Genomic DNA, 23156 nt, shown 5'->3' on the forward strand with positions numbered 1-23156 from the left:
TCAGTCTCCCCTCAACCGATCTTGATTTTGGTATCGGACACAAATGAAAAGGTCGGAATCGCCAGGTTCTGCGGCGCAGGGCCTTTGCGAATGCGGCCGGCCGTGTCGTAGACCGAGCCATGGCAGGGACAGAACCAACCATTGTACTCACCGGCCTGACCGAGCGGAACGCAACCGAGATGGGTGCACGTGCCGATCATGACGATCCAGTTTTCCTTGTCCTTGCCACCCGAACGGTCAACACCGGTTGCCTGCGCTTCAGGCGGAAGGTTCGCGTTGCGCGCGATCGGATCCTTGAGGTCCGCCAGCGGTACATCGGCTGCCGCCTTCACTTCCTCCGGCGTGCGGTTGCGGATGAAGATCGGCTTGCCGCGCCACTTGACCGTCAGTGACATGCCGGGCTCGAGGCTCGCGACATCGACTTCGATGGAGGCAAGCGCCAGCGTCGACGCATCCGGACGCATCTGGTCGATGAACGGCCATGCGACAGCAACGGCGCCGACAGCGCCCGCCATACCAGTGGTGAGATAAAGGAAATCACGGCGAGTGGGCTCTGCTGAAGCCTCGCTTGTCGTTACGTGTTCGCTCACGGCTTAACCATCCTCTGCGCAGTTATCGCGGAATTCCGCCCCGCCCCCTCTGCTGGCGAATCGATCTGGACACATTTCGGCCATAGATTCCCCGGCAATCCGGCGCGTTCTAAGCTTGATCGCAAATTATGTCCAGCCTTGACAGGCGGATGAGGGCACAATGTCGCGGGAAATTTCAGATGAATTTTTTACGGCAAACAACCGCTTGCCCGCATGTTGCATTGCAACAAAAAAGCCATCGTGTTAGGCGCAACCGCAACGATGCCAGCCAGCCGGACCCGAGCGGATGAGAGACACGATCTTTTGCGTAATGAGCGTTCTCACAACGCTCGTCCTCGCCATTATCTCGCTGCGCTATGTCAAAGATTTCTATCTGCTTTCTCTTTTTTACAGCTTCCAGATCCATCTGGCGGCGGCCGCAGCAGTGGCCTCCGGCATAGCCCTCCTCTTTAAGCGGCATTGGTACGCGTTGCTGACACTCGGCGCATCGATGGTTCTCGTCGTCCATGGCATCGTCATGACGCGTGAATTCGTCGAGCCTGCGGTAGACGAGAGCCGCCCTGCTCTCTTCAAGCTAATGTCCTTCAATATAGAGAACGACAATTTCGCAAACGGCGCCGATATTGCCGACATGGCGATCGGCTCGGGCGCCGATGTCGTCAACATCCTCGAGGCCGAACCGGTATTGTCCGAATTGCCGCGACTGCTGAAAACCTACCCCTATTACGTCGGCTGCGGCGTCGGCATGGAGCAATGCGATACGCTCGTCCTGTCGAAGCGCCCGCTGATCGAGCCTCGCATCCGCAGCCTCGGCCTGCTGTGGCGCAACCGGCTGACGATCTCGACGATCGATTTCGCCGGCCAGAAGATCAACTTCCTCGCCGCGCACCTGACCAAACCCTATTATGACGAATTCCACGGCCTGGAAATCGAAGATCTCGCCGAGATTATCCCTTCGCTGCCGGGACCGCTCGTGCTTGCCGGTGATTTCAATACGTCGATTCTGGCGCCGGATGTGCAGTATCTCATGCGCAGCCAGGGCTTGGGCACAGCATCGCTGGAGCCTGCGACATGGCCGATCGCCGCCGGCCCCTTCGGCATTTCGATCGATCACGTCTTCAGCAAAGCGCCCCTGCGGCTGAAATCGGTCCGCCGCATCGAGAACAATTTCGGATCAAACCATTTTGGCCTCATGGCGGAATTCGTCCTCGATCCGTGAGCCTGCATCCTCGTCGGGCGCGAGGAAGCCGCCGGATTGACGAGCCCAAAGCTCGGCATAGAGCCCGCCGCGGCGAAGCAGCTCGTCGTGGCTGCCCTCCTCGATGATCCGGCCGAGGTCGACGACAATCAGCCGATCGAGCGCGGCGATCGTCGACAGCCGATGGGCGATGGCGAGCACCGTCTTGCCCTCCATGATCCGATGGAGGTTGGACTGGATCGCTTCCTCCACTTCGGAATCGAGCGCCGACGTCGCTTCATCGAGAACCAGGATCGGCGCGTCCTTCAGCATGACCCGTGCAATAGCAATGCGCTGCCGCTGCCCGCCCGACAGTTTGACGCCGCGTTCGCCGACATGCGCATCGAAACTTCTACGGCCCTGCTGATCCTGCAGGCGGGCGATGAAGTCGAAGGCTTCGGCGCGCCGGGCCGCCTCAATCAGCCGCCCCTCGCCAGCATCCGGTCGTCCGAAGAGTATATTGTCGCGCACGGAACGATGCAGCAGCGACGTATCCTGGCTGACGACGCCGATCTGCATCCTGAGTGATTCCTGTGTCACCGCCGATATATCCTGACCATCGACCAGGATACGGCCATCCTGGATGTCATAGAGACGCAGCAGCAGGTTCATCAGTGTTGATTTGCCGGCGCCCGAACGCCCGACGATCCCGACCTTCTCGCCCGGGCGGATGGTCAGGGAGAAATTCTCGACGACGGGCTGCTGACCCTTGCCGTAGCGAAAGGAGACATTATCGAAGCAAATGCCGGGATGGCGGATCACCAGGCTCTTCGCATCGGGCCGATCGACGAGCCCGAGCGGTTGTGAAATCAGTTCCGCGGAGTTCTGGATGGTGCCGAGATTGCGCATGATGCCGTTGAACTGCGTCATCAACCTGCCGAGCAGGAAATTCAGCCGGAGCACCAGCGCCAGCGAAAATGCCACCGCGCCGGAAGTGATCAAGCCGCGCAGCCAGAGATCGACGCTCAAGCCCGCCATCGTCACGATCATCAGGCCGGAGAGCAGGGCCATGGAGGCCCGCACGCCAGTGATGAACCGCGTGAAGCGCAGCACCGTGTCCTGATAGATATCGAAACCTTGGCGCATGTAGCGATCGCTCTCTTCATCGCGTGCGAACAGCTTCAGCGTCTGCATATTGCTGTAGGAGTCGACCATCCGGCCGTTCAGCATCGACCCGGCCTCCGCCGTTTCGCGGGAGTGATGGCGGATCCGCGGGACGAAGTGGCGGGCAAGCAGGCTGAAGGCGCCAAGCCAGAACAGCACGACGGCGGCGAGTGTAAAGTCCAGCCTGGCGACGAGCACGAGCGTCGTTACCGCATAAATGCCGACAAACCAGACGCTTTCCATCAGAGACGTGACGAGATCGCCGGTTGCCTGGCCGGCAGACCAGACCTTGGTGACGATACGCCCGGAGAAATCGCTCTGAAAGAACGACAATGATTGCCTTGAGACGTGGAGATAAGATTGCCAACGTGCTAGATTGTAGAAGCCCGGCGTGATCACCTGCTGATCGACGAGGGCAATCAGGAAGGCGACGACGAAGCGCACGAGCCCGATGAGAGCGAGCATGCCGAACAGCTCGCCGCCATGGGCCGCGATAAGACCGCTCCAGCCGGCGCCCGGCGTAATACTAGCGAGAATATCGACGAGGCGCCCGACGAACCAGAAGAGCGCAGCCTCGATTGCCGCCGACGTGCCGCCGAGAATGAGCATGGCGATGAACGGCATCTTCGCCTGGCCGATGTAGAACCAGATGAAACCGATCGGCGCGCGTGGCGGCTGCAAGTCGTCGCGCGGACGGAACGGATCGATCCAGGTTTCGAACAGGCGGAAGACGGGTCGCAGAAACATGGAAGCGATATAGGCGGATTGAGGGGAGCGGCAAAGGGAATGGAAAGCGGACGCAACCTAATATTTTGGTAATAAACGATAACATCGGCGGCATCGCCATTGATTGCCCCCGAACCCGTCGCAATCAGACGCTAGAATCGCGCTTCACCGGAGAGAAGGTCATGGAAACGAAAATGCTCAATGCGCATATTCCGCTTCCGCTTGCAGAAAGGTTGGATGCCCTGGCTCTCGACCTGGCGCTGCCGCGCGACGAGATCGTCATCGAGGCTATCGCCGCCTGGCTCGACAGCGAGGAACGCCGCCGCATCGTGGCACTGCGCACGATCGCAGCCGCCAACACCATCGTTGTCGTCGAACAGGACCGCGTGATCGACTGGGCCGACAGTCTTTGAAAGCACGCCCGACCGCAGCCGGTCTTCGACAATCGCCTTGCGATGTCAAATCATCGCAATCACGAAAATGCCCTCCCGCTCACGCCGGGAGGGTCGATTTTTATTCCGCGGCCTCTTCCGCCTCCTCGGCGTGATCGGAGAGGAAGCCGCCGGACTGACGGTTCCAGAGGTCGGCATAGATGCCGCCGCTTTCGATCAGTTCGCCGTGCGAACCGGCCTCGACGATCCGGCCCTTGTCGAGCACGATCAACCGGTCCATCTCCGTCAGCGTCGAAAGCCGGTGGGCGATCGCGATCACGGTCTTGCCTTCCATCAGGGCGAAGAGGTTTTCCTGGATCGCCGCTTCGACTTCCGAATCGAGCGCCGAGGTCGCCTCGTCGAGCACCAGGATCGGCGCATCCTTCAGGAAGACGCGAGCGATCGCAATGCGCTGGCGCTGGCCGCCGGAGAGCTTGACGCCGCGTTCGCCGACCTGCGCGTCAAGCCCCTGGCGCCCCTGCATGTCGACGAGCCCTTCGATGAACTCCCAGGCATTGGCCCGCTTGGCCGCTTCGATCACCTCGGCGTCAGTCGCCTCCGGCCGGCCGTAGGCGATGTTGTCGCGGATCGAGCGATGCAGCAGCGACGTATCCTGTGTCACGACGCCGATCAGCGAACGCAGGCTCTCCTGCGAGACGCCTGATATATCCTGCCCGTCGATGGTGATGCGGCCGGCTTCCAGATCGTAGAAGCGTAAGAGCAGGTTCATCAGCGTCGTCTTGCCGGCGCCGGAACGACCGACCAGACCGACTTTCTCACCTGCCTTGATGTCGAGCGACAGATTGTCGATGACACCCTTGCCCTGGCCATAGTGGAAGCGGATGCGATCGTAATGGATCGCCCCCTTCTTCGCCGTCATGTCAGGCGCATTCGGCTTGTCGATGATGTCGTGCTGCTTGCTCATCATCTCCATGCCGTCATAGACGGTGCCGATATTCTCGAATAGCGCCGAGACTTCCCACATGATCCATTGCGACATGCCGTTGACGCGCATGGCAAGACCGATGGCGATAGCGATCGCGCCGACCGAGATCGCCCCATTCAGCCAAAACCAGATCGACAGGCCCGAGACGACGAAGAGCGCGACGCAGTTGTTCAGGTAGACGCTGATATGGAACAGCGTCACCTTGCGCATCTGCTTGTGCACGGTCTGCAGGAACTCGTCCATGCCCTGTTTGGCATAGATCTCCTCACGTCCCGCATGCGAGAACAGCTTGACGGTGGCGATGTTCGTATAGCTGTCGACTACGCGGCCCGTCATCATCGAACGCGCATCCGCCTGCTGGGCCGCGATCTTGCGAAGCCGCGGCACGAAGTACGACACGATGCTGATATAGATGGCGAGCCAGATGAGGATCGGGATCATCAGCCGCCAGTCGGCAGCGGCAATCACGATGATCATCGTCAGGAAATAGCTGACGACATAGACGAAGACGTCGAGGATCTTCATGACAGTTTCGCGCACGGCAAGGGATGTCTGCATCACCTTGGTCGCGACGCGCCCGGCAAACTCATTGGCGAAGAATGTCATGCTGTGGCGCAGCAGGAAGCGGTGCATCTGCCAGCGCGCCATCATCGGATAGTTGCCGAGCAGCATCTGGTGCATGATGAGGGAATCGAGCCCGGCGGCCAGCGGCAAGCCGACCAGCACCAGCGCCGCCATCCAGAACAGCTTGTGGCCTTCCGTCTGCAGGAAGGTGGCGCGGTCGGCATTGGTCAGCCAGTCGACGATATCGCCGAGGAACTGGAAGAGCGCCACTTCGCCAACGGCAATCGACGCCGTCAGTAGGGCCATCAGGCCGAGCCACGGCGCTGCCGGTTTGCTGTAATGCCAGCAGAAGGCAAAGAGACCTTTCGGGGGCGCGACGGGCTCCTCGCTCGGAAAGGGATTGAGTCGCTGTTCGAACCAGCCAAACATGAAATTGCTCCGAAACATCAGCATTCCGGCTCCCGGCTTCGCGCCATTCCGGCGCTATGCAAGCACATATGGGAACCGGACGTTCAAGGGGCGAGGCTGAAACAGCCGCACGATCGATCAAAAGGGAAGTTTTAGAAGGAAGCCCGCTCTAGCGGCGCCATGTAGCCTTGGTCGGCATCACGGCGGGAAAGCGCATAATGAGCAAAATATTCATGAGGCCCTCCCTGCTGGCGTTCGAAGATGTGCATGCATAACGCGAAAACTGCGAAATTTCCAGCCCGAACTGGCGCGAATAGAATGTTTCTGGGCCAAACTGCGCCCTGTTGCGCTGAAATCACAGTTGTATTAGGCCTCCCGCGTCGAAACGAACGGGCGGCGCCTGAATGACGAACCTCAGACTCGCACTCTACCAGCCGGACATTCCCGGCAATACAGGCACGATCCTGCGCCTTGCCGCCTGCCTCGGCTTCACCGTGGATCTGATCGAGCCCGCCGGCTTCGACGTCTCCCATCGTAACCTAAAACGATCGGGCATGGATTATGTCGCCGCCGCCGCGCTGACCCGCCACGTCAACTGGGACCGCTTCGAGGCCTGGCGCGCCACGACCGACCGGCGCCTGATCCTCGCCTCCACCAAGGCTGCCGATCACTATACCGACTTCGCCTTCCGGCCGGACGATGTGCTGCTTTTCGGCCGCGAAAGCGCCGGTGTGCCGGATCACGTGCACGAAAGAGCTGACGCCCGTATCCTCATCCCGATGGTCGAGGGTCAGCGCTCGATCAATGTCGCAATTTCGGCAGCCATGATCGTCGGCGAGGCGATGCGGCAGACCGGCTGGACTTGATCAGCCCCGGCTTGGAAAAGATTGTCTGATACATTGCTGAAGTGTCGGAAATCGAACATTGTGAATCCTTCAAACCGGAGTATATCTATTAGCCGGGCAATCAAAAATATCGGAGGATTGGCACAATTTCAATAGCTTGAGAAGATGAGTCCTCAGGCCAATACCCCTCCAAACCAATGAAAGCAGACTAAAATAAGAAGATGGATTCTACGATCATCATGATCAACCTGTTCGGAGCCGTGGCGCTGCTGCTGTTCGGCCTCGCGCAGGTTAAGGACGGCGTATCCAGGGCCTTCGGCGCCCGGCTGAGAACCGGGCTGGCGACTGGCACGCGGGGCGGCCTTCGCTCATTCCTGTCAGGGCTGGTGGCGACTGTGGCGCTGCAGAGCTCGACGGCAACGGCGCTGATGACCGCCTCCTTCGTCGAACGTGACCTGATCAAGCCGCGCATGGCCCAGATCGTGTTGCTCGGCGCCAATGTCGGTACCGCGATCACCGCATGGATCGTCGCGACTGGCATCGAATGGCTCTCTCCACTCCTGATCCTCTGCGGCATCGTGCTTTACCGCGGTCGCTCCAGCACCCGGCAAGGCGGCGGCGCAGCGCTGATCGGAATCGGCCTGATGCTGTTGTCGTTAAATCTCCTGAGCCTTGCGACGGAGCCGATGCGCGCCTCACCCGCTCTCGCCGCTTTCATCAGCCTGCTGGACGGCGCTCTGCCCGTGGCGCTCCTCTTCTCGGCAGCGCTCGCCTTCGTCTCATCGTCCAGCCTGGCGGTGGTGGTGCTCATCCTGTCGCTCGCCTCGGCCGGACTGATCTCGGCCGAGCTGGTCATCGTGCTCGTGCTCGGCGCCAATCTAGGCGGCGCAATACCCCCTGTCGTCGCGACGCTGTCCGGCCCGGCCTCCGCGCGGCGCGTCACTCTCGGCAATCTCGCCGTCCGCACGCTCGGCTGCGTCATCGCCCTGCCGCTTGCGGGCTACGGTGCGGAGCTCATTCAGATGTTGCCCTTCGGCCCGTCCAAACTGCCCGTCGACGCGCATCTGCTCTTCAATCTTCTGCTCGCCGCACTCGCCTGGCCCTTCTCCCGACCGCTCGCCACCCTGATGACCCGGCTGGTCCCGGACCAGGCCGAGCCGGACACCGCGCCGAAATATCTGGACGCGCATGAGCTTTCGACGCCCGTCATTGCTTTAACCAGCGCCACCCGCGAAGTGCTGGGCATCGGCGACCTCATCGAGCGCATGCTGATCCGGGTCTCCGAGGCCTTGGAAGGCAATGACTCTTCCAAGCTTTCCGAAATCGCGACCCTCGAAGAGCGCGTCGACAAGCTGCAGCAGGCGGTGAAGGTCTATCTGTCGAAGCTCGGCCGCGAGGGGCTCAGCGACGAAAATGCCCGCCGCTCGATCGTCGTCATTGACTATGCCATCAACCTCGAACACATGGGCGACATCATCGAAAAGGGCCTGCTGGAACAGGTGAGGAAGAAGATCTCCCTCGGGCTCAGATTTTCCGACGATGGTCATCAGGAACTACGCAAGCTGTTCGACCTGACGATCGACAATCTTCGTGTCGCCCAGACGATCTTCGTCACTCGCGATTTCAATCTTGCGCGTCAGATGATGGAGACAAAGGTGGAGGTCCGGCGCATGGAGAAACAGTCGGCCGAACACCATCTGGAACGCCTGCGCGACGGACGCGCCGACAGTCTGCAGACAAGCTCGCTGCATCTCGATATGCTGCGCGACCTGAAGAGGATCAACGCCCACATCGTCTCGGTGGCGCATCCGATCCTGGACGAAAGCGGCCTTCTGATCGAAAGCCGAGTGCGCGCCGTCGCGGAGTGACGGTCAGTCCGCCGAAGGCAGGCGGCGCATGGTGAATTCGATCCGGTCACCGTCAAGCTGGCGCCAGCTTTCCACTTCCGTCCAATAGGCGGCTTTCGGATATTCGTCGAACCATTCACGCGCCTTGGCGCGAGCATCAATCAGGCCGAGGCAATATGTCTCCCGCACGAAATGGTCTTTCTTACGGGAGGGATTTTCCGCCCGGTGTCTCGCCATTCTGCGTTTCAGGCCGTCGAAGGACGGAGGTCCTGGAATTTTTGCCATCAAACCTACCTCTCCGGAAAAGGTAGTATCGAAATAGTTGATTTGCGAGTCGAATCTTGAATGCGGCGACCGGAACCCGCGTCGGCATGGCGGCGGGCGCCGCCGCCTGCTAGATGGGAGGGCAACGAGGAATCGAGCGAGTCGTGCCCACACAGGATGCCGACCGCGGAGGCGCGACATGGAAAGACCCGAACTGCCGATCGGCTTGCCTGACGATATAGTGGAAAAGAAGGAGACCGCGCGCAGGTGGTTTGAATCGCTGCGCGATACGATCTGCGCCTCCTTCGAAGCTCTCGAAGACGAATTGCAAGGCCCCCTGTCCGATCAGGAACCAGGCCGCTTCGTCGCCAAAGACTGGTCGCGTGAAAACGGCGCCGGCGGCGGTGGCCGCATGTCGATGATGGAAGGCCGCGTCTTTGAAAAGGTCGGTGTCCATACATCAACGGTCCATGGCGAATTCTCTCCGGAGTTCCGGGCCCAGATTCCGGGCGCCAAGGACGATCCGCGTTTCTGGGCCTCGGGCATCTCTCTGATCGCCCATCCCGTCAACCCCAACGTTCCGGCTGTCCATATGAACACCCGCATGGTGGTCACGACAAGCCGATGGTTCGGCGGAGGGGCCGACCTGACGCCGGTGCTGTCGCGCCGCCGCACCCAGGAGGACGAGGACAGCCAGCTCTTCCATAAGGCCATGGAGATCGCCTGCCGCAATCACGCCGTCGCCGATTACGACGCCTACAAGGCTTGGTGCGACGACTACTTCTTCCTCAAGCACCGCAATGAGCCCCGCGGCATCGGCGGCATCTTCTATGACTGGCTGCATTCGAGCGAGGCAGCCGGCGGCTGGGACGCCGATTTCGCCTTCACGCGGGATGTCGGCAGGGCTTTCGCCATGGTCTATCCGAAAATCGTTCGCTCCAACTTCAACAAGCTATGGACGGAAGCCGATCGTGACGAACAGTTGATCCGCCGAGGCCGTTACGTCGAATTCAATCTGTTGTATGATCGCGGCACCATCTTCGGCCTGAAGACCGGCGGCAACGTCGAATCCATTCTCTCGTCGCTGCCGCCTGTCGTGCGATGGCCGTGAGACTGTAAAATCTCATCGATTATTCGAGCTGAGGGACCTTCATAAAAATTCAGTGAGTCCTAACTTTATATGTACGTGCGTAACAATCGGAGGAGGATTGTCATGACGACAGAAAGCGGCTCGCCTGCGTCCACGGATGCCCAGGAAACATTCCGTGCCATCGACACACCCGAGTTCCTTGTCCGCATTGCCGAGAAACTGCGGGCTAAGAGTGGCTCCGATCTGCCGCTGTGCTGCTTCATCGAGCAGGTCAAGTTGCAACTGGCCGGCGGAAAGTCGCCGGAGGATCTGCAGAAGGACGCAGCCAACAGCAACACGCCCGGCCATCTCTCGGAGACCTACAAAGCCTGGGCGATGCCCGACTGAACCACCTTGTCCGGTCGCCACCTCCTGCCGGCCGGAACCTTCTCTTCGCACGTACATTTCATCAATCGCGTGAAAGCGCGATGGCCGTTGCGTTCCAGACAGAGGAGAAAACCATGCGACTGTTCGAATGCGGCACGCTCGTTCCCGGCTGCGCCTGGCACACCCGGGCGGATAATGACGCAGAAGTGGTTCGCCGCGCCGTTGAGCACTTGAAGACTGCTCACGGCGAAACGATCATACGCGAAAACATGGTTGATAACATCAAGGCACGCATCCGTGACGAAGCCAGCGCCGCCTGACGGCCGGTGAGCTAGTCCTGGCAACAACCATTGAAGCTGCGCCGCATCCATCCGATGCGGCGCGATGTCGGCTATTGCGCGCTTTCCTTCAGCCGGGCGAGCAGGGCCGTTCGGTCGGACGCAAAATTTTCTTCCACCCACTGGTTTTCCAGCACCGCAAGCAGTTCGCCGACGCGAGGGCCGGAGGCGACGCCCGCCGCGAGCACGTCGCCGCCATTCAGAGGAAACTGCGGCTTCTTCCAGTTCGCGGCCTGATCCATGAGCTTGCCGAGCCGCGCTGAACGCGCCATCTCGGCTAGATCGCCCTCAGCCTTGCCACGCGCAACAGCAAGGGCAAGCTTCAACCGGGTCACGATGCCGTCGAGGTCGTTACGGTAAAGCAGCCTTTCGAAAGCAGCCGGCGAAATTTCATCGTTGACCGGCGCCGCCATCGCCCAGGCCTTGAGAGTGGCCGCTTCCGCATTGGAGAGTTTCAGCCGGGCCGCAAGCGCCTCCAGCCGCGCCGCATCGGGCGGTACGATCGCCATCAGGCGCAGCAGCGGATCAGGCGCCCAGCCGAGCGCCCTCTCGGTGGCGACAAGCGAAGGGATGGCATCGATCCCCCAACGTTCCGATTCCGGCAGAATTTCCGTCAACACCGCCACCTGCCGCATCCAGAGAAGTGCCCGGCCGGGATCGGCAGCACCGAGCAGTTTTCTGAGCTCCGACCAGACGCGTTCGGCCGACAGCGTCCTCAGTTTCGAACGCGCGGCCGCACAGGCCCTCAGACCCTCCGCATCGGGCCGCCCGGAGCCGTAATAGGCAAAAAAACGGAAGAAGCGCAGAATACGCAGATGGTCCTCGGCAATACGCCTTGCCGCATCGCCGATAAAGCGGATGTTGCGCGTTTCAATATCGGCCAGTCCGCCGACGAGATCGACCACTTCGCCCTCGGCATCTGCATAGAGCGCGTTGATTGTCAGGTCCCGGCGTTCGGCATCGGCCTTCCAGTCGGTGCTGAAGGCAACTTTGGCGTGGCGCCCGTCGGTCTCCACATCGGTACGCAGCGTCGTCACCTCGAAAGGCTTGCCATCGACGACGAGCGTCACCGTGCCGTGTTGCAGTCCTGTCGGCACCGCCTTGATGCCGGCCGCCGCCGCCCGCTCCATGACGACCTCAGGCGTCAACGTCGTGGCGATGTCGATATCGCTGACCGGCAGGCCCATCAGGCTGTTGCGCACCGCACCGCCGACCACTCGACCTTCCCCCTTATCGGCATTGAGAAGCGCAAGGACCCGGGCGAGAGCCGGATCGCGGAACCATGCCTGGTCGGCAACGCCGGTCATGCATAAAGCCTTTCATAGAGTGTACGGACGATGCCGGCGGTGATGCCCCAAATCATCCGGGTTTCATAGGGCATGCGGTAGAAATGCCGGTCGATGCCGTCGATCACGCGCCTATCGCGGCGGTGATTGGCCGGGTTCATCAGGAAGGAAAGCGGAACCTCGAACACGTCGTCCACCTCGGCCGGGTTGAGCCTCAGCGCGAAACCCCGCTCGACGACGCCGAGCACGGGAGTAATGCGGAAACCGGTCGAGGCGAGATAGTTCGGCAACCTACCGACCGTTTCGACGAAAGAACCGGCCAAGCCGATCTCCTCCTCCGTCTCGCGGATCGCCGCCATTTCGGGCGAGATATCGGCCGGATCGATCGAGCCGCCGGGAAAGGCGATCTGGCCGGAATGTTTGCGCAGCGTCGCCGTGCGCTTGGTGAAGATCACACGCGCTTCCTCGCCGTCGTCGATAACAGGCACGAGCACGGCGGCGTCGCGCAGCTTGAAGGTCGCCACCTCCTCCACGATATCCGGATTGAGAACATGGTCGCCATGATCGCGCCAGGCATGGTCCACCGGCCCGCCATTCTGATTGAACGCACGGCGGCGGAATTCGGCTGCTGAAAACAGCGGATAACGTTGGGTGATCGCATCGTTCATCGGCTAAGCGCATCCAATTCATCGGCCAGCATGACGGGGAAGACCTCGCCGGCGGAGCAGATTGCAAACATCGTCTGCCCTTCCACTTCGACCGTCTCGCCGAGCGCGACCAGTTCATACATCACCGCGCGTGACACCAGCGCCTCCAGCCGCCCGCGCACATGCAGGTAGGGTTTCAGTTCGGCATTCTCGCCCGCAATGGAAAAGCGCAGCCGATGCTCTCCACCCGCCTCGACGACATCACCGACATTGGTGCGGAATGTGAGCACCTGGCGACCCTCGCGCACAGTCACGCTCATCTCCACAGCGATGAACGGCGCGTCGATGACCCTGATCCCGACCTTTTCCACAGGAGTTACGAGGTAAGTCTTTTCGTCCTCCTCTTTGCGCAGGACCGTCGAAAACAGCCGCACCAGCGCCGGCCGGCCGATCGGCGTACCCATGTAGAACCAGGTGCCGTCGGCCCTGATCTCCATGTCGATATCACCGCAGAAAGGCGGATTCCACCGCTCGACCGGTGGTAACCCGCGTTTTTTACCGCTGTTTTCAGCAGAGGCGCGCGAGATCAGCGCGGCAAGCCCCGCCGCATCCGCCTGTCCGCTGATTTCTTCGGCTGCCATTCTTCCGTCCCGGTTTGTCCTTAACGAAGTGAAGTCACGAGATAGTCATTCGTAACGAACTTGTCAGCCCGTCGCATCTCCATAACTCTATCGAGTATGAGGCAGATGTATAAGTCCGCCGATTCGCTGCCGAATGATTTCAGCCGTTGGAGATGCCCGTGGGTATGATGAAGACCGAAGCCAGCCTCGATGAAAAGGCGATCGTCGCCGCCGCTGAAAGGGCGCTCTCCGATATCGCCGCCATCCGCGGGGAAGTCTCGAAAGTGATCTTCGGTCAGGAGAGCGTCGTCGAGAACACCGTCCTCGCTGTGCTGTCAGGCGGCCATGCCCTGCTCGTCGGCGTTCCCGGCCTTGCCAAGACCAGGCTGGTGACGACGCTCGGCGAGGTGCTGGGCCTTGCTGCCAACCGCATCCAGTTCACACCCGACCTGATGCCTTCGGATATTCTCGGCTCCGAGGTGATGGATCAGGACGACAGCGGCCGCCGTTCCTTCCGTTTCATCAAAGGCCCGGTCTTCGCCCAGCTGCTGATGGCCGACGAAATCAACCGCGCCTCGCCGCGCACCCAGTCGGCGCTTCTGCAGGCGATGCAGGAATATCACATCACCATCGCCGGCCAGCGCCATGATCTGCCGGCTCCCTTCCACGTGCTCGCCACCCAGAATCCGCTGGAGCAGGAAGGCACCTATCCCCTGCCCGAGGCCCAGCTCGACCGCTTCCTGCTGCAGGTCGACGTCAACTATCCCGAGCTCGCCGCCGAGCGACAGATCCTGCTCGAGACCACAGGCCTCGGCGAAACCCGGCCGGAAGCCGTCATCGATGCGCAGCGGCTGATCGAAATCCAGACCCTGGTGCGTCAGATGCCGGTGAGCGAAACGGTCGTCGACGCCATCCTTTCGCTGGTGCGATCCGCCCGCCCAGGCCAGGGGAATGCCTCGACCGACAAGAACGTCGCCTGGGGTCCGGGCCCGCGCGCCGGCCAGGCGATGATGCTCTGCGCGCGCGCCCGCGCGCTCTACGAGGGCCGCCTCGCCCCGTCCCTCGATGATATCTTCGCGCTTGCCGAACCCATTCTCCAGCACCGCATGGCGCTGACCTTCGCCGCCCGCGCCGAAGGCATGTCGGTGCGCGACGTCATCGCCGGACTGGTCAGGCAGGCAAAGGGATAAGGAAGCCGGACGCGTGGCATCTATCGGACAGACCGTTAACCCGACGTCAGGCAGCGATGCCCTTTCCCGCGCCAGGCAGCGGGCCGCCCTGATGCCGGACTGCCTGGTGGAAGCCAAGCGCATCGCCAATACGGTGATTGCCGGCTGGCACGGCCGCCGCAAGCGCGGCATCGGCGAGAATTTCTGGCAGTTTCGTCCCTATGCCGAAGGTGAAAGCCTGTCGCGCATCGATTGGCGCCGCTCCGCCCGCGACGATCATACCTATGTGCGCGAGCGCGAATGGGAGGCAGCGCACACGATCTGGCTCTGGTGCGACATGTCGCCCTCGATGATGTACAAGTCGAGCTACGGCAGCGTCTCCAAGGAAAGCCGAGCGCTCGTTGTCATGCTGGCGCTTGCCGAAATCCTCGCCCGCTCCGGCGAACGCATCGGCTGCCCCGGCATCATGGAACCCGCCTCCACCCGCAATGCCGCCGAACGCCTCGCAGCCGCGCTCATGCACGCGCCGCTGACCGGCGGGCTGCCGGAAACCGGAATGATCCGCGGCTGGAGCGACCTCGTGCTCATCGGCGATTTCCTCGACGACGCTCCTGTTATCATGGAGCGGCTCGGCCCGCTTGCCCGCCGCGGCCTGCACGGCCATGTGGTCGAGATAGCAGATCCCGCTGAAGAGATCTTTCCCTATAGCGGCCGCACCGAATTCATCGACCCGGAGACCGGCGCAAAGCTCATCTCCGGCCGCGCCGAACACATCCGCGAGACCTATCGCAACGCCTACCTCGCCCGCAGGGAGAGCCTCGGTCAGTCGCTGCGGCATCTCGGCTGGTCCTTTACGACCCACCGCACCGATCATCTTGCCTCGGAGGCGCTGGTTGCGGTCCACATGTACCTGTCCGGCATGCCGGCCAAGGCAACGCATGGAGGGCTGCTATGAACGCCCTTCCCTTCGCTTTCGCCTATCCCGCCATTCTCGGTGCCCTGATCGCCCTGCCGGTCATCTGGTGGCTGTTGCGGCTGACACCACCACGTCCGAAAACGGAAGTCTTTCCACCGCTGAAAATCCTTGCGTCGGTGCTGAAACGCGAGGAAACGCCGGCGCAAAGCCCCTGGTGGCTGACGCTGCTGCGCATGCTGCTCGCCGCCATCATTATCCTTGCGATTGCTGACCCGGTCTTCAACCCGCGCACCAATTCTCTGGCCTCGGGCGGCCCGCTCGTCCTCTTCGTCGACAACAGCTGGGCGGCATCGCCCGATTGGGAGCGGCGCGTCCAGACCGCCGACGCGCTGGTGGACGATGCCGAATCCGCGGGCACGCCGGTAGCGATCGCCTTCACCGCCGATCCGACCAATGATGCGGTGCCCGGCACGGCAGCGAGTGCCCGCGACAAGCTGCGGGCTGCCGAGCCGCGGCCGCTGGTCCCCGATCGCGAGCGCACGTTCCAGGCGCTGCGCGCGGCGCTCAACGGCGTCAAGCCCGGCACCCTCGCCTTCCTGACCGACGGTGCCGCCGCCAAAGCCGATGATCCGACGGTGCGCAGGCTCGCCGAGCTCCAGCCCGCTGATCTGCGCCTGATCGAGGGCGATGCCACGAAGACGGTTGCCGTCACCGCGGCCAGCAATGCGGCCGATGCCATGACCGTCAAAGTCACGCGGCTCGACAGTTCGCGCCCCGCATCCGTGGCGCTGAACGCCGTCGATGCCCAGGGCCGCTCGATTGCCAACGGCAGGGTGGATTTCCGTCCCGGCCAGAGCGTCGCCACGAGTTCGATCACCGCTCCCTTCGAGATGCGCAACGATTTCGCCCGCATCAGCGTCGACGACGGCGCGACGGCAGGCGCGGTCCACCTTCTTGACGATGCGTTCAAGCGCCGCCGGGTCGTCCTGCTGTCCGGTACCGGAGCCGATGAATTCCAGCCGCTGCTCTCGCCGCTCTACTACATCCAGCGGGCGCTGCAGCCCTATGCGGATATCATCCAGCCCACCGACTCCGATCTGGCCGTCGCCATACCGAAGCTTCTCGCCAGCAATCCTTCGATCATCATCATGGCCGATATCGGCCGCCTGCCGGAGGAGACCTACGAACCTCTGACACGCTGGATATCGAACGGTGGCATGCTCCTGCGTTTCGCCGGCCCGCGCATGGCGGCGGCACCTGCCGACGATCCGCTCATTCCCGTCATCCTGCGCCAGGGAGAACGGGCGCTGGGCGGCACCTTGTCCTGGAGCGAACCGCAGTCGCTGGCCGAATTTCCGAGCATCGGGCCTTTCGCGGGCATACCGCGTCCCGCCGATGTGGTCGTCAAACGGCAGGTGCTTGCCGAGCCGACACCCGACCTTGCCGAACGCACCTGGGCAAGCCTCGCCGACGGCACGCCGCTGGTGACGATGAAGCAGCTGGCATCCGGCCAGATCGTCCTCTTCCACGTCACTGCGGAAGCGACCTGGTCCGATCTGCCGATCTCTGGCACTTTCGTCGACATGCTGCGTCACCTCCTGCAGATATCGCGCTCAGGCGGTGTGACGTCTGAGGCGCGCAGCAGCGCGCGTGTCTCCGAGACCCTTCCGCCCTACCGCATGCTGACGGCCAAGGGTGTGCTCGTCTCCGAGACTGGCTCGGCGCGACCTCTGATCCCCAGGGCCGGAGCCGAACCGACGGCGGATTTCGACAATCCGCCTGGCCTCTACGGTTCGGAAGATGGTTTCACCTCATTGAACGTGCTGCCCGAGAACGCCGAACTGAAGCCGCTCGATACCGCTGGAACCAATGCCGTGCGCGAAGGCTTGATCGGCGGCGAAAGCTGGTCGGCAAAGCCGGCTCTTTTCCTGGTCGCCTTTCTGCTGCTGCTCGCCGACGGGCTGGTCGTTCTCTTCATGAACGGCGCTTTTTCGCGATTGCGCCCGGCCGCCCGCACCCTGGGCGTGATCGCAGTCGCGGTCGGCGCCGGCTTCCTGCTGCAGCCCGGCACACTTCACGCCAACGACTCCCGGCCCGGCGACGACCTCATTCTGGAGCGGCTTGACAACACGCATCTCGCCTACGTCGTCACCGGCGAGCAGGAAGTCGACAATATATCCGAGCGCGGCCTTGAGGGCTTGACCCAGTTCCTGACCTTCCGCACGACGCTGGAGCCGGCGCCGCCCGTCGGGCTCGACCTCACCAAGGACGAGCTCACATTCTATCCGATCATCTATTGGCCGGTTTCGGCAACGGCGCCGATGCCGTCATCGGCCGCCATCAGCCGCATCGACGCCTATATGCGCAACGGCGGCACCGTGCTCTTCGATACGCGCGACCAGATAAGCGCCTTGGACAATGGCGGCAATGTCGGCGCCAACGGTCAGCGGCTGCAGGAAATCCTCGCCAACCTCGATATCCCGCCGCTCGAACCGGTACCCTCGGATCACGTGCTGACCAAATCCTTCTATCTCTTGTCGAGCTTTCCCGGCCGCTATGCCGGCAGCCCGCTTTGGATCGAGGCCCGGCAAGGTGGCCGCGAAGCGACCGAAAAATCGGCGGCGACGGCCGACGGGGTTTCGCCGATCCTGATCACCGGCAATGATTTCGCCGGCGCCTGGGCAGTTGACGAAAACGGCACGCCGATGTTGCCGACCGTGCCCTCGGATGAAGCGCAGCGTGAATATGCCTACCGAGCCGGCGTCAATATCATGATGTACATGCTGACCGGCAACTACAAGACCGACCAGGTCCACGTTCCCGACCTCCTCGAACGGTTAGGGCAATGAGATGACCTTCGATTTTTCACCCTTCCTGCCCTGGCCTGTTCTGGCCGCACTGGCCGCCGTCAGCGCTCTCATCGCCGCCATTGCGATCTGGCGCGGCATTCGCGGCGCCTGGATCAGGACACTGGCCGCCCTCGCCCTGTTGACCGCCCTTGCCAATCCCGTACTGCTGCAGGAGGATCGGGATCAGCTGTCGACAATCGTCCCCGTCATCGTCGACCGGAGCCAGAGCCAGCAGACGCCCGAGCGCACGAAGATGACCGATGACGCGCTTGCGGCATTGAAAGGGCAGCTTGCCCGCTTCCCCCAGATAGAACCCCGCTTCGTCGACGTCGAAGGCGACATCAATTCCGACGTTCCGTCCACCCGCCTCTTCGAGGCGATGGCAGCCAACATCGCTGACGTCCCTTCCGCACGCATCGGCGGCGCCATCATACTGACAGACGGCGAAGTCCATGATGTCCCGGCCGCCAATCAGGCGCTTGGCTTCGATGCGCCGATCCATGGTCTCGTCACCGGCAAGCCCAAGGAATTCGACCGTCGCATCGAAGTCATCAAGGGACCGCGCTTCGGCATCGTCAACGAGGAGCAGCAGGTCGTCCTGCGCGTCTTTGACGATGGTCCGAGCCCCGGCGGCACGGCCGACGTCACGGTGAAGCTGAACGGCGACGAGATCGCTACCTTGCAGGCAACGCCCGGTCAGGATACGCCCTTCTCCTTCAAGGTTCCGGGTGGCGGCAGCAATGTGCTCGAATTTTCCGTCGCCGAGCTTCCCGGCGAAGTCACCGCCGCCAACAACCGTGCCGTTCATGTCATCGATGGCATCCGCCAGAATCTGCGCGTTCTGCTGGTCTCCGGCGAGCCGCATGCCGGCGAGCGCGCATGGCGCAACCTCCTGAAATCCGACGCCTCGGTCGATCTCGTTCACTTCACCATCCTGCGTCCGCCGGAAAAGCAGGACGGCACGCCGATCAACGAGCTGTCGCTGATCGCCTTCCCGACGCGTGAACTCTTCATCGACAAGATCAAGGATTTCGACCTGATCATCTTCGATCGCTATCAGGATCGCGCCAACGTGCTGCCGATGCTTTACTATGACAACATCGCCCAATACGTGGAGAACGGCGGCGCGCTGCTGATTGCCGCCGGCCCGGAACATGCGAGCCCGGAGTCGATCGCGATGACGCCGCTCGCCTCCGTGCTGCCGGCAGAGCCGACGGGCCGGATGATCGAGAAGGCCTTCTATCCTCGACTCTCCGAGGAAGGGCGTAAGCATCCGGTCACGCGCGGCTTGGACGGCTCCGGCGAGGACCCGCCGCATTGGGGCCGCTGGTTCCGCAGCGTCGATGTCGAACGGCCGCAGGGCGAAACGATCATGGTTGGCGCGGACAACCATCCGCTGCTGGTGCTGAACCGTGCCGGCCAGGGCCGTGTCGCCATGCTGCTTTCCGATCAGGGCTGGCTCTGGGCGCGCGGCTTCGAAGGCGGCGGTCCAAATGTCTCGCTGTATCGCCGCATCGCTCATTGGCTGATGAAGGAACCAGCGCTCGAGGAAGAAGCGTTGACGGCGCGCGCCTCCGGCCGAACCCTTGAAGTCACCCGCCAGACAATCGGCGACAATCCTGGTAACGCCACCGTGCGTTATCCCTCCGGCAAGACCGAAACCTTGCCGCTCACCCAGACAGAACCCGGGCTTTACAAGGCCGAGAAACGAATGAACGAGGTCGGCCTCTTCGAAATCCGTAACGGCAAGTTATCGACGCTTGTGCACATCGGCGCTGTCGATGCGCCGGAATTCAAGGCGATGATCTCGACGACCGATGTGCTGAAGCCTGTCGTCGACAGGAGCAAAGGTCTCGTGACCCGCGTCGCAAGCGAAAAGGGCGCAATCAGCGTTCCGCCGATCCTGCCGGTGCGCGGCCAGGTCCGCGTCTCCGATAACGAGCGAATGATGATCCGCATGACCAACGAAACGGTCCTGAAGGGAATCAACACGCTGCCGCTCTTTGCCGGTTTCGCCGGCGTCGGCATCCTGCTGCTCGCTTTCGGCGCCATGTGGTGGCGCGAAGGGCGATAGTCGCATGCCGGAGTTCGAGGTCACGGCATCGCCTTCGGCTGAGGAACTCGCGGCAATCACCGATGCGCTCTCGGCCTTCAATAACAGCGATGTCGGCCCTTCGGACCGCCAGCCGCTCGTCGTCCTCATCCGCGATACCGACGGCAAGGTGACCGGCGGCCTGTCGGGCTTTACCGCCTGGGGCTGGCTCGTTACCCAGATGCTTTATATCCCCGATACGCTGCGCGGAACGGGCATAGCCGGCAAGATTCTCGCAAAAGCGGAAGACGAGGCCAAGGCGCGAGGATGCCGTGGCGCCTGGATCGATACCTTCAACCCGCAGGCTCTCCGCGCCTATCTGCGCCAGGGTTATGAAGTCTTCGGCGAGCTTGAAAATTTCCCGGAAGGTCGCACCCGCAGCTTCCTCCGGAAAAAGCTCTGATCATCCGCGCCAGGCGATCATACCTTTCAGCCGCTCATGCACACCCTCGGCCATCGGAACGACCAGCACCCGGCCCGGATCGACGGGGCCTGGAAAGGCAAGCGCGTTATAGGCCACCTTCTCGAAGCCAAGCGGACCGTAATAGGGCGGATCGCCGACGAGGATGACGGCTTCCGAACCCTTGCGCCGCGCAGCTTCCACCGCGATCCGCACCAGTTCCCTGCCGATACCTATATTTTTGTGCGAGGGTCGAACGGCAAGCGGGCCAAGAAGATGCCCCTTCACCGTGCCGGCCAGCACCGGCGTCATGCGCACGGAGGCGATCGTCTCGCCGTCGTCAGCACAGATGAAGGAAAGCGACAGGTCATGCGGCCCCTGCTCGCGGATACGCGCGGCAGCCCGCGCGAAGCGGCCCGGACCGAAGGCTTCTTCATTGATGTGTTCGATGGCGGCGTCGTGGGACGCGTCTTCGGTGAGGTAGACGAGATCGTGCTTGTACATGATGACAGAAACCGGTTGGACAGATTGATGGGTCTCGAACACGCCCTTGGCGTTCGGAGCATCAGCGTCGTCGCAGGTTTCTGGAAATGAACATCAGGCAGGTGTTCCCCAAATCGTGAAAAGGCCGATAGCAGGAAAAATTTCCGCCGTCCAACGCAAAATGCACACCCGAGCCTGCTGGCGTCGGGGGCGTAACGCACTGTTCAATCTTTACTGCCTGCAAAGCCCCACTATCTCAGCTAACGTCAATTCCAACATGGCAACCAGGGAATGAATCATGGGAATGCTTGTGGACGGCGTCTGGCATGACGTCTGGTACGACACGAAGGAAAGCAAGGGCCACTTCAAACGTCAGCCCTCGCAATTTCGCAACTGGGTGACGGCAGACGGCGAGGCTGGACCTTCCGGAAGCGGCGGCTTCAAGGCCGAGGCCGGGCGGTATCATCTTTATGTCTCTCTCGCCTGCCCCTGGGCGCATCGCACCCTGATCTTCCGCAAGCTGAAGAAACTGGAGGACCTGATTTCGGTTTCTGTCGTGGATCCGCTGATGCTCGAGAATGGCTGGGAGTTCAAGGTCGGTGACGGCGCTACGGGCGACCATCTTTTTGGCGTCGGGACACTCTGGCAGATCTACGTCAAGGCCGATCCGCATTATTCCGGCCGTGTCACCGTTCCCGTCCTCTGGGACAAGCAGACCGGCACGATCGTCAGCAACGAATCGGCCGAGATCATCCGCATGTTCAACAGCGCCTTCGACGGGCTGACGGGTTCGAAGGCCGATTTCTATCCGGAGGATCTGCGCGCCGAGATCGACGCGCTGAACGCCACCGTCTACGACACGGTCAATAACGGCGTCTACAAGGCGGGCTTTGCCACAACTCAAGAAGCTTACGAGGAAAATGTCGTCAAATTGTTCGAAACACTCGACATTCTCGACGAACGCCTGGGCAGGGGCCGTTACCTTTTCGGCGACAGATTGACCGAGGCCGATTGGCGCCTCTTCACCACGCTGGTGCGTTTCGATCCGGTCTATGTCGGCCACTTCAAGTGCAACATCCGCCGCATCGCCGATTATCGCAATCTGCCCGGCTATCTCAGGGATCTCTATCAAACGGCAGGCGTTGCCGAGACGGTAAACCTGCAGCACATCAAGCAGCACTACTACCGCAGTCACAAGGCGATCAACCCGACCGGCATCGTCCCCGCAGGCCCGGCGCTCGATCTCGACAGCCCGCATGACCGCGCTACAGCGCCGCGCGTCTTTTTAGACGCGCAAAGGACGCTGTAGAACTTTAAATTGCTGCATAATTTACTCTTAAATCGATTCCGATTTAAGAAATTATCCAGCGGGCTGAATGCAGCCTGAAGCTTCTCACCAGCGATGGTCAGGCTCCTGCTCGCCCCGAAGCTCGGCGAGGCGGCGATACGTCGCCTCGGTCGTGCCCTCGGGCAGGCTGTCGAGCGAAAAGAACCCGCTGTCGGAAATCTCCCAATCCGGCGGCCGCGGCGCCGTCTGCTCGACGATTACGCGATAGAATACGACGTGGTCGCGCCGGGTGGTCGTGGTGTTGAAATAGACTTGGACCAGCTGCGGTTTTCCGATGATTCTGAGGTTGCCCTCCTCGCGCAGTTCCTTGACCAGCGCTTCTTCGGCCGTCTCATTGCGCTCCAGCCCGCCGCCGGGCATATGCCAACCACCGACATAGCTGTGGCGCACGAGGAAAATCCGCCCGTCCTTATCGAAACAGGCGGCCCTAACGCCCATCGTCATGCCGCGGGCGAAGGAGAAATAGACATGCAGGAGGCGCAAGGCCAGCCTGATGTGAGGAGGCCGCTTCTCTTTATCCACCATCGTCCCGTTTCGGCTCTTCATCGCGCCGGATGTGTTTGATTTGTCAATAAGCTGGTCTATGTCTC

At 61.9% G+C, this 23156-nt stretch carries 21 protein-coding genes and 1 pseudogene; 13 read left to right on the forward strand and 9 right to left on the reverse strand.

The window, feature by feature from the left end; genetic code table 11:
* Window positions 1-11 precede the first annotated feature (11 nt).
* Window positions 12-590 (reverse strand): ubiquinol-cytochrome c reductase iron-sulfur subunit, encoded by a 579-nt coding sequence (gene petA / locus NMA58_RS14325; protein WP_011426278.1) that lies wholly within the window; start codon window positions 588-590, stop codon window positions 12-14.
* Window positions 591-876: 286 nt separating this feature from the next.
* Between petA and NMA58_RS14330 the strand changes: the two genes are divergently transcribed.
* Window positions 877-1809: an endonuclease/exonuclease/phosphatase family protein gene (locus NMA58_RS14330; protein WP_434710766.1), complete on the forward strand. Its 933-nt coding sequence runs from the start codon at window positions 877-879 to the stop codon at window positions 1807-1809.
* On the opposite strand, the gene NMA58_RS14335 is transcribed toward NMA58_RS14330, so the two are convergent.
* Complete coding sequence (locus NMA58_RS14335; protein WP_434710768.1) at window positions 1765-3678, reverse strand: ABC transporter ATP-binding protein; 1914 nt, start codon at window positions 3676-3678, stop codon at window positions 1765-1767. The genes NMA58_RS14330 and NMA58_RS14335 overlap by 45 nt on opposite strands.
* Window positions 3679-3839: 161 nt before the next feature.
* Between NMA58_RS14335 and NMA58_RS14340 the strand changes: the two genes are divergently transcribed.
* Window positions 3840-4070, forward strand: a complete 231-nt coding sequence (locus NMA58_RS14340) for a CopG family transcriptional regulator (protein WP_085778920.1) — start codon at window positions 3840-3842, stop codon at window positions 4068-4070.
* A gap of 100 nt (window positions 4071-4170) precedes the next feature.
* Here the strand turns inward: NMA58_RS14340 and NMA58_RS14345 are convergent, their stop codons facing one another.
* The gene (locus NMA58_RS14345) at window positions 4171-6027 is read right to left on the reverse strand and encodes an ABC transporter ATP-binding protein (RefSeq protein ID WP_097597124.1); all 1857 of its coding nucleotides are present in this window, start codon (window positions 6025-6027) and stop codon (window positions 4171-4173) included.
* Between the two features lie 383 nt (window positions 6028-6410).
* On the opposite strand from NMA58_RS14345, the gene NMA58_RS14350 reads away from it, so the two are divergent.
* Window positions 6411-6872 carry a tRNA (cytidine(34)-2'-O)-methyltransferase gene (locus NMA58_RS14350; RefSeq protein WP_085778921.1) on the forward strand — a complete coding sequence of 154 codons (462 nt, stop codon included), beginning with the start codon at window positions 6411-6413 and terminating at the stop codon, window positions 6870-6872.
* A 200-nt stretch (window positions 6873-7072) separates the two neighbouring features.
* On the forward strand, window positions 7073-8719 hold the full coding sequence (locus NMA58_RS14355; protein ID WP_434710771.1) for a Na/Pi cotransporter family protein: 1647 nt from the start codon (window positions 7073-7075) through the stop codon (window positions 8717-8719).
* A 3-nt stretch (window positions 8720-8722) separates the two neighbouring features.
* Here the strand turns inward: NMA58_RS14355 and NMA58_RS14360 are convergent, their stop codons facing one another.
* Entirely contained in the window at window positions 8723-8983 is a 261-nt protein-coding gene (locus NMA58_RS14360; RefSeq protein ID WP_183704730.1) for a hypothetical protein, read from the reverse strand.
* A gap of 178 nt (window positions 8984-9161) precedes the next feature.
* On the opposite strand from NMA58_RS14360, the gene hemF reads away from it, so the two are divergent.
* The 3 genes from hemF (at window position 9162) to NMA58_RS14375 (ending at window position 10738) form a co-directional block, all read left to right on the forward strand.
* On the forward strand, window positions 9162-10073 hold the full coding sequence (gene hemF, locus NMA58_RS14365; protein WP_434710773.1) for an oxygen-dependent coproporphyrinogen oxidase: 912 nt from the start codon (window positions 9162-9164) through the stop codon (window positions 10071-10073).
* Window positions 10074-10175: 102 nt separating this feature from the next.
* Window positions 10176-10439 carry a hypothetical protein gene (locus tag NMA58_RS14370; RefSeq protein ID WP_085778925.1) on the forward strand — a complete coding sequence of 88 codons (264 nt, stop codon included), beginning with the start codon at window positions 10176-10178 and terminating at the stop codon, window positions 10437-10439.
* Between the two features lie 113 nt (window positions 10440-10552).
* Entirely contained in the window at window positions 10553-10738 is a 186-nt protein-coding gene (locus tag NMA58_RS14375) for a DUF1059 domain-containing protein (RefSeq protein ID WP_434713424.1), read from the forward strand.
* 71 nt (window positions 10739-10809) lie between these two features.
* On the opposite strand, the gene NMA58_RS14380 is transcribed toward NMA58_RS14375, so the two are convergent.
* Genes NMA58_RS14380 through NMA58_RS14390 form a run of 3 tightly spaced genes read right to left on the reverse strand, consistent with a single transcriptional unit; the run spans window position 10810 to window position 13330 of the window.
* Window positions 10810-12063: a CCA tRNA nucleotidyltransferase gene (locus NMA58_RS14380; RefSeq protein WP_434710776.1), complete on the reverse strand. Its 1254-nt coding sequence runs from the start codon at window positions 12061-12063 to the stop codon at window positions 10810-10812.
* Window positions 12060-12710 carry a CoA pyrophosphatase gene (locus NMA58_RS14385; RefSeq protein ID WP_097596961.1) on the reverse strand — a complete coding sequence of 217 codons (651 nt, stop codon included), beginning with the start codon at window positions 12708-12710 and terminating at the stop codon, window positions 12060-12062. The genes NMA58_RS14380 and NMA58_RS14385 overlap by 4 nt, the downstream gene beginning before the upstream one ends.
* Entirely contained in the window at window positions 12707-13330 is a 624-nt protein-coding gene (locus NMA58_RS14390) for a DUF1285 domain-containing protein (RefSeq protein ID WP_434710778.1), read from the reverse strand. The genes NMA58_RS14385 and NMA58_RS14390 overlap by 4 nt, the downstream gene beginning before the upstream one ends.
* A gap of 158 nt (window positions 13331-13488) precedes the next feature.
* Between NMA58_RS14390 and NMA58_RS14395 the strand changes: the two genes are divergently transcribed.
* The 5 genes from NMA58_RS14395 to NMA58_RS14415 are packed head-to-tail and all read left to right on the forward strand — an operon-like array spanning window position 13489 to window position 20738.
* On the forward strand, window positions 13489-14499 hold the full coding sequence (locus NMA58_RS14395) for an AAA family ATPase (RefSeq protein WP_097596963.1): 1011 nt from the start codon (window positions 13489-13491) through the stop codon (window positions 14497-14499).
* Between the two features lie 13 nt (window positions 14500-14512).
* Window positions 14513-15433 carry a DUF58 domain-containing protein gene (locus tag NMA58_RS14400; RefSeq protein ID WP_434710781.1) on the forward strand — a complete coding sequence of 307 codons (921 nt, stop codon included), beginning with the start codon at window positions 14513-14515 and terminating at the stop codon, window positions 15431-15433.
* Window positions 15430-18243: a DUF4159 domain-containing protein gene (locus tag NMA58_RS14405; protein ID WP_434710783.1), complete on the forward strand. Its 2814-nt coding sequence runs from the start codon at window positions 15430-15432 to the stop codon at window positions 18241-18243. Before NMA58_RS14400 ends, NMA58_RS14405 begins: the two co-directional genes overlap by 4 nt.
* Before the next feature lies 1 nt (window position 18244).
* Window positions 18245-20317: a hypothetical protein gene (locus tag NMA58_RS14410; RefSeq protein ID WP_434710785.1), complete on the forward strand. Its 2073-nt coding sequence runs from the start codon at window positions 18245-18247 to the stop codon at window positions 20315-20317.
* Between the two features lie 4 nt (window positions 20318-20321).
* The gene (locus NMA58_RS14415) at window positions 20322-20738 is read left to right on the forward strand and encodes a GNAT family N-acetyltransferase (protein ID WP_434710787.1); all 417 of its coding nucleotides are present in this window, start codon (window positions 20322-20324) and stop codon (window positions 20736-20738) included.
* On the opposite strand, the pseudogene NMA58_RS14420 reads toward NMA58_RS14415, so the two are convergent.
* Window positions 20739-21351, reverse strand: a pseudogene (locus NMA58_RS14420) (GNAT family N-acetyltransferase). It abuts the gene before it with no gap.
* A gap of 165 nt (window positions 21352-21516) precedes the next feature.
* Here NMA58_RS14420 and NMA58_RS14425 point away from each other — a divergent pair.
* Window positions 21517-22527, forward strand: a complete 1011-nt coding sequence (locus NMA58_RS14425; RefSeq protein WP_434710789.1) for a glutathione S-transferase family protein — start codon at window positions 21517-21519, stop codon at window positions 22525-22527.
* Window positions 22528-22611: 84 nt separating this feature from the next.
* On the opposite strand, the gene NMA58_RS14430 is transcribed toward NMA58_RS14425, so the two are convergent.
* A complete protein-coding gene (locus tag NMA58_RS14430) occupies window positions 22612-23091 on the reverse strand; it encodes an NUDIX domain-containing protein (protein WP_434710791.1) in 480 nt (159 codons plus the stop codon).
* Window positions 23092-23156 lie beyond the last annotated feature (65 nt).

The organism is Rhizobium sp. YTUHZ045, assembly GCF_051124255.1.
Lineage (GTDB): Bacteria > Pseudomonadota > Alphaproteobacteria > Rhizobiales > Rhizobiaceae > Rhizobium.

What these genes read in the sequence shown, in the direction of transcription:
- NMA58_RS14385 (WP_097596961.1), bottom strand. Translation starts at nt 12,710, where the DNA reads ATGAACGATGCGATCACCCAACGTTATCCGCTGTTTTCAGCAGCCGAA.
- NMA58_RS14370 (WP_085778925.1), top strand. Translation starts at nt 10,176, where the DNA reads ATGACGACAGAAAGCGGCTCGCCTGCGTCCACGGATGCCCAGGAAACA.
- NMA58_RS14375 (WP_434713424.1), top strand. Translation starts at nt 10,553, where the DNA reads ATGCGACTGTTCGAATGCGGCACGCTCGTTCCCGGCTGCGCCTGGCAC.
- NMA58_RS14335 (WP_434710768.1), bottom strand. Translation starts at nt 3,678, where the DNA reads ATGTTTCTGCGACCCGTCTTCCGCCTGTTCGAAACCTGGATCGATCCG.
- NMA58_RS14330 (WP_434710766.1), top strand. Translation starts at nt 877, where the DNA reads ATGAGAGACACGATCTTTTGCGTAATGAGCGTTCTCACAACGCTCGTC.
- hemF (WP_434710773.1), top strand. Translation starts at nt 9,162, where the DNA reads ATGGAAAGACCCGAACTGCCGATCGGCTTGCCTGACGATATAGTGGAA.
- NMA58_RS14410 (WP_434710785.1), top strand. Translation starts at nt 18,245, where the DNA reads ATGACCTTCGATTTTTCACCCTTCCTGCCCTGGCCTGTTCTGGCCGCA.
- NMA58_RS14355 (WP_434710771.1), top strand. Translation starts at nt 7,073, where the DNA reads ATGGATTCTACGATCATCATGATCAACCTGTTCGGAGCCGTGGCGCTG.
- NMA58_RS14425 (WP_434710789.1), top strand. Translation starts at nt 21,517, where the DNA reads ATGGGAATGCTTGTGGACGGCGTCTGGCATGACGTCTGGTACGACACG.
- NMA58_RS14340 (WP_085778920.1), top strand. Translation starts at nt 3,840, where the DNA reads ATGGAAACGAAAATGCTCAATGCGCATATTCCGCTTCCGCTTGCAGAA.
- NMA58_RS14350 (WP_085778921.1), top strand. Translation starts at nt 6,411, where the DNA reads ATGACGAACCTCAGACTCGCACTCTACCAGCCGGACATTCCCGGCAAT.
- NMA58_RS14405 (WP_434710783.1), top strand. Translation starts at nt 15,430, where the DNA reads ATGAACGCCCTTCCCTTCGCTTTCGCCTATCCCGCCATTCTCGGTGCC.
- NMA58_RS14430 (WP_434710791.1), bottom strand. Translation starts at nt 23,091, where the DNA reads ATGGTGGATAAAGAGAAGCGGCCTCCTCACATCAGGCTGGCCTTGCGC.
- NMA58_RS14360 (WP_183704730.1), bottom strand. Translation starts at nt 8,983, where the DNA reads ATGGCAAAAATTCCAGGACCTCCGTCCTTCGACGGCCTGAAACGCAGA.
- NMA58_RS14415 (WP_434710787.1), top strand. Translation starts at nt 20,322, where the DNA reads ATGCCGGAGTTCGAGGTCACGGCATCGCCTTCGGCTGAGGAACTCGCG.
- NMA58_RS14345 (WP_097597124.1), bottom strand. Translation starts at nt 6,027, where the DNA reads ATGTTTGGCTGGTTCGAACAGCGACTCAATCCCTTTCCGAGCGAGGAG.
- NMA58_RS14390 (WP_434710778.1), bottom strand. Translation starts at nt 13,330, where the DNA reads ATGGCAGCCGAAGAAATCAGCGGACAGGCGGATGCGGCGGGGCTTGCC.
- NMA58_RS14380 (WP_434710776.1), bottom strand. Translation starts at nt 12,063, where the DNA reads ATGACCGGCGTTGCCGACCAGGCATGGTTCCGCGATCCGGCTCTCGCC.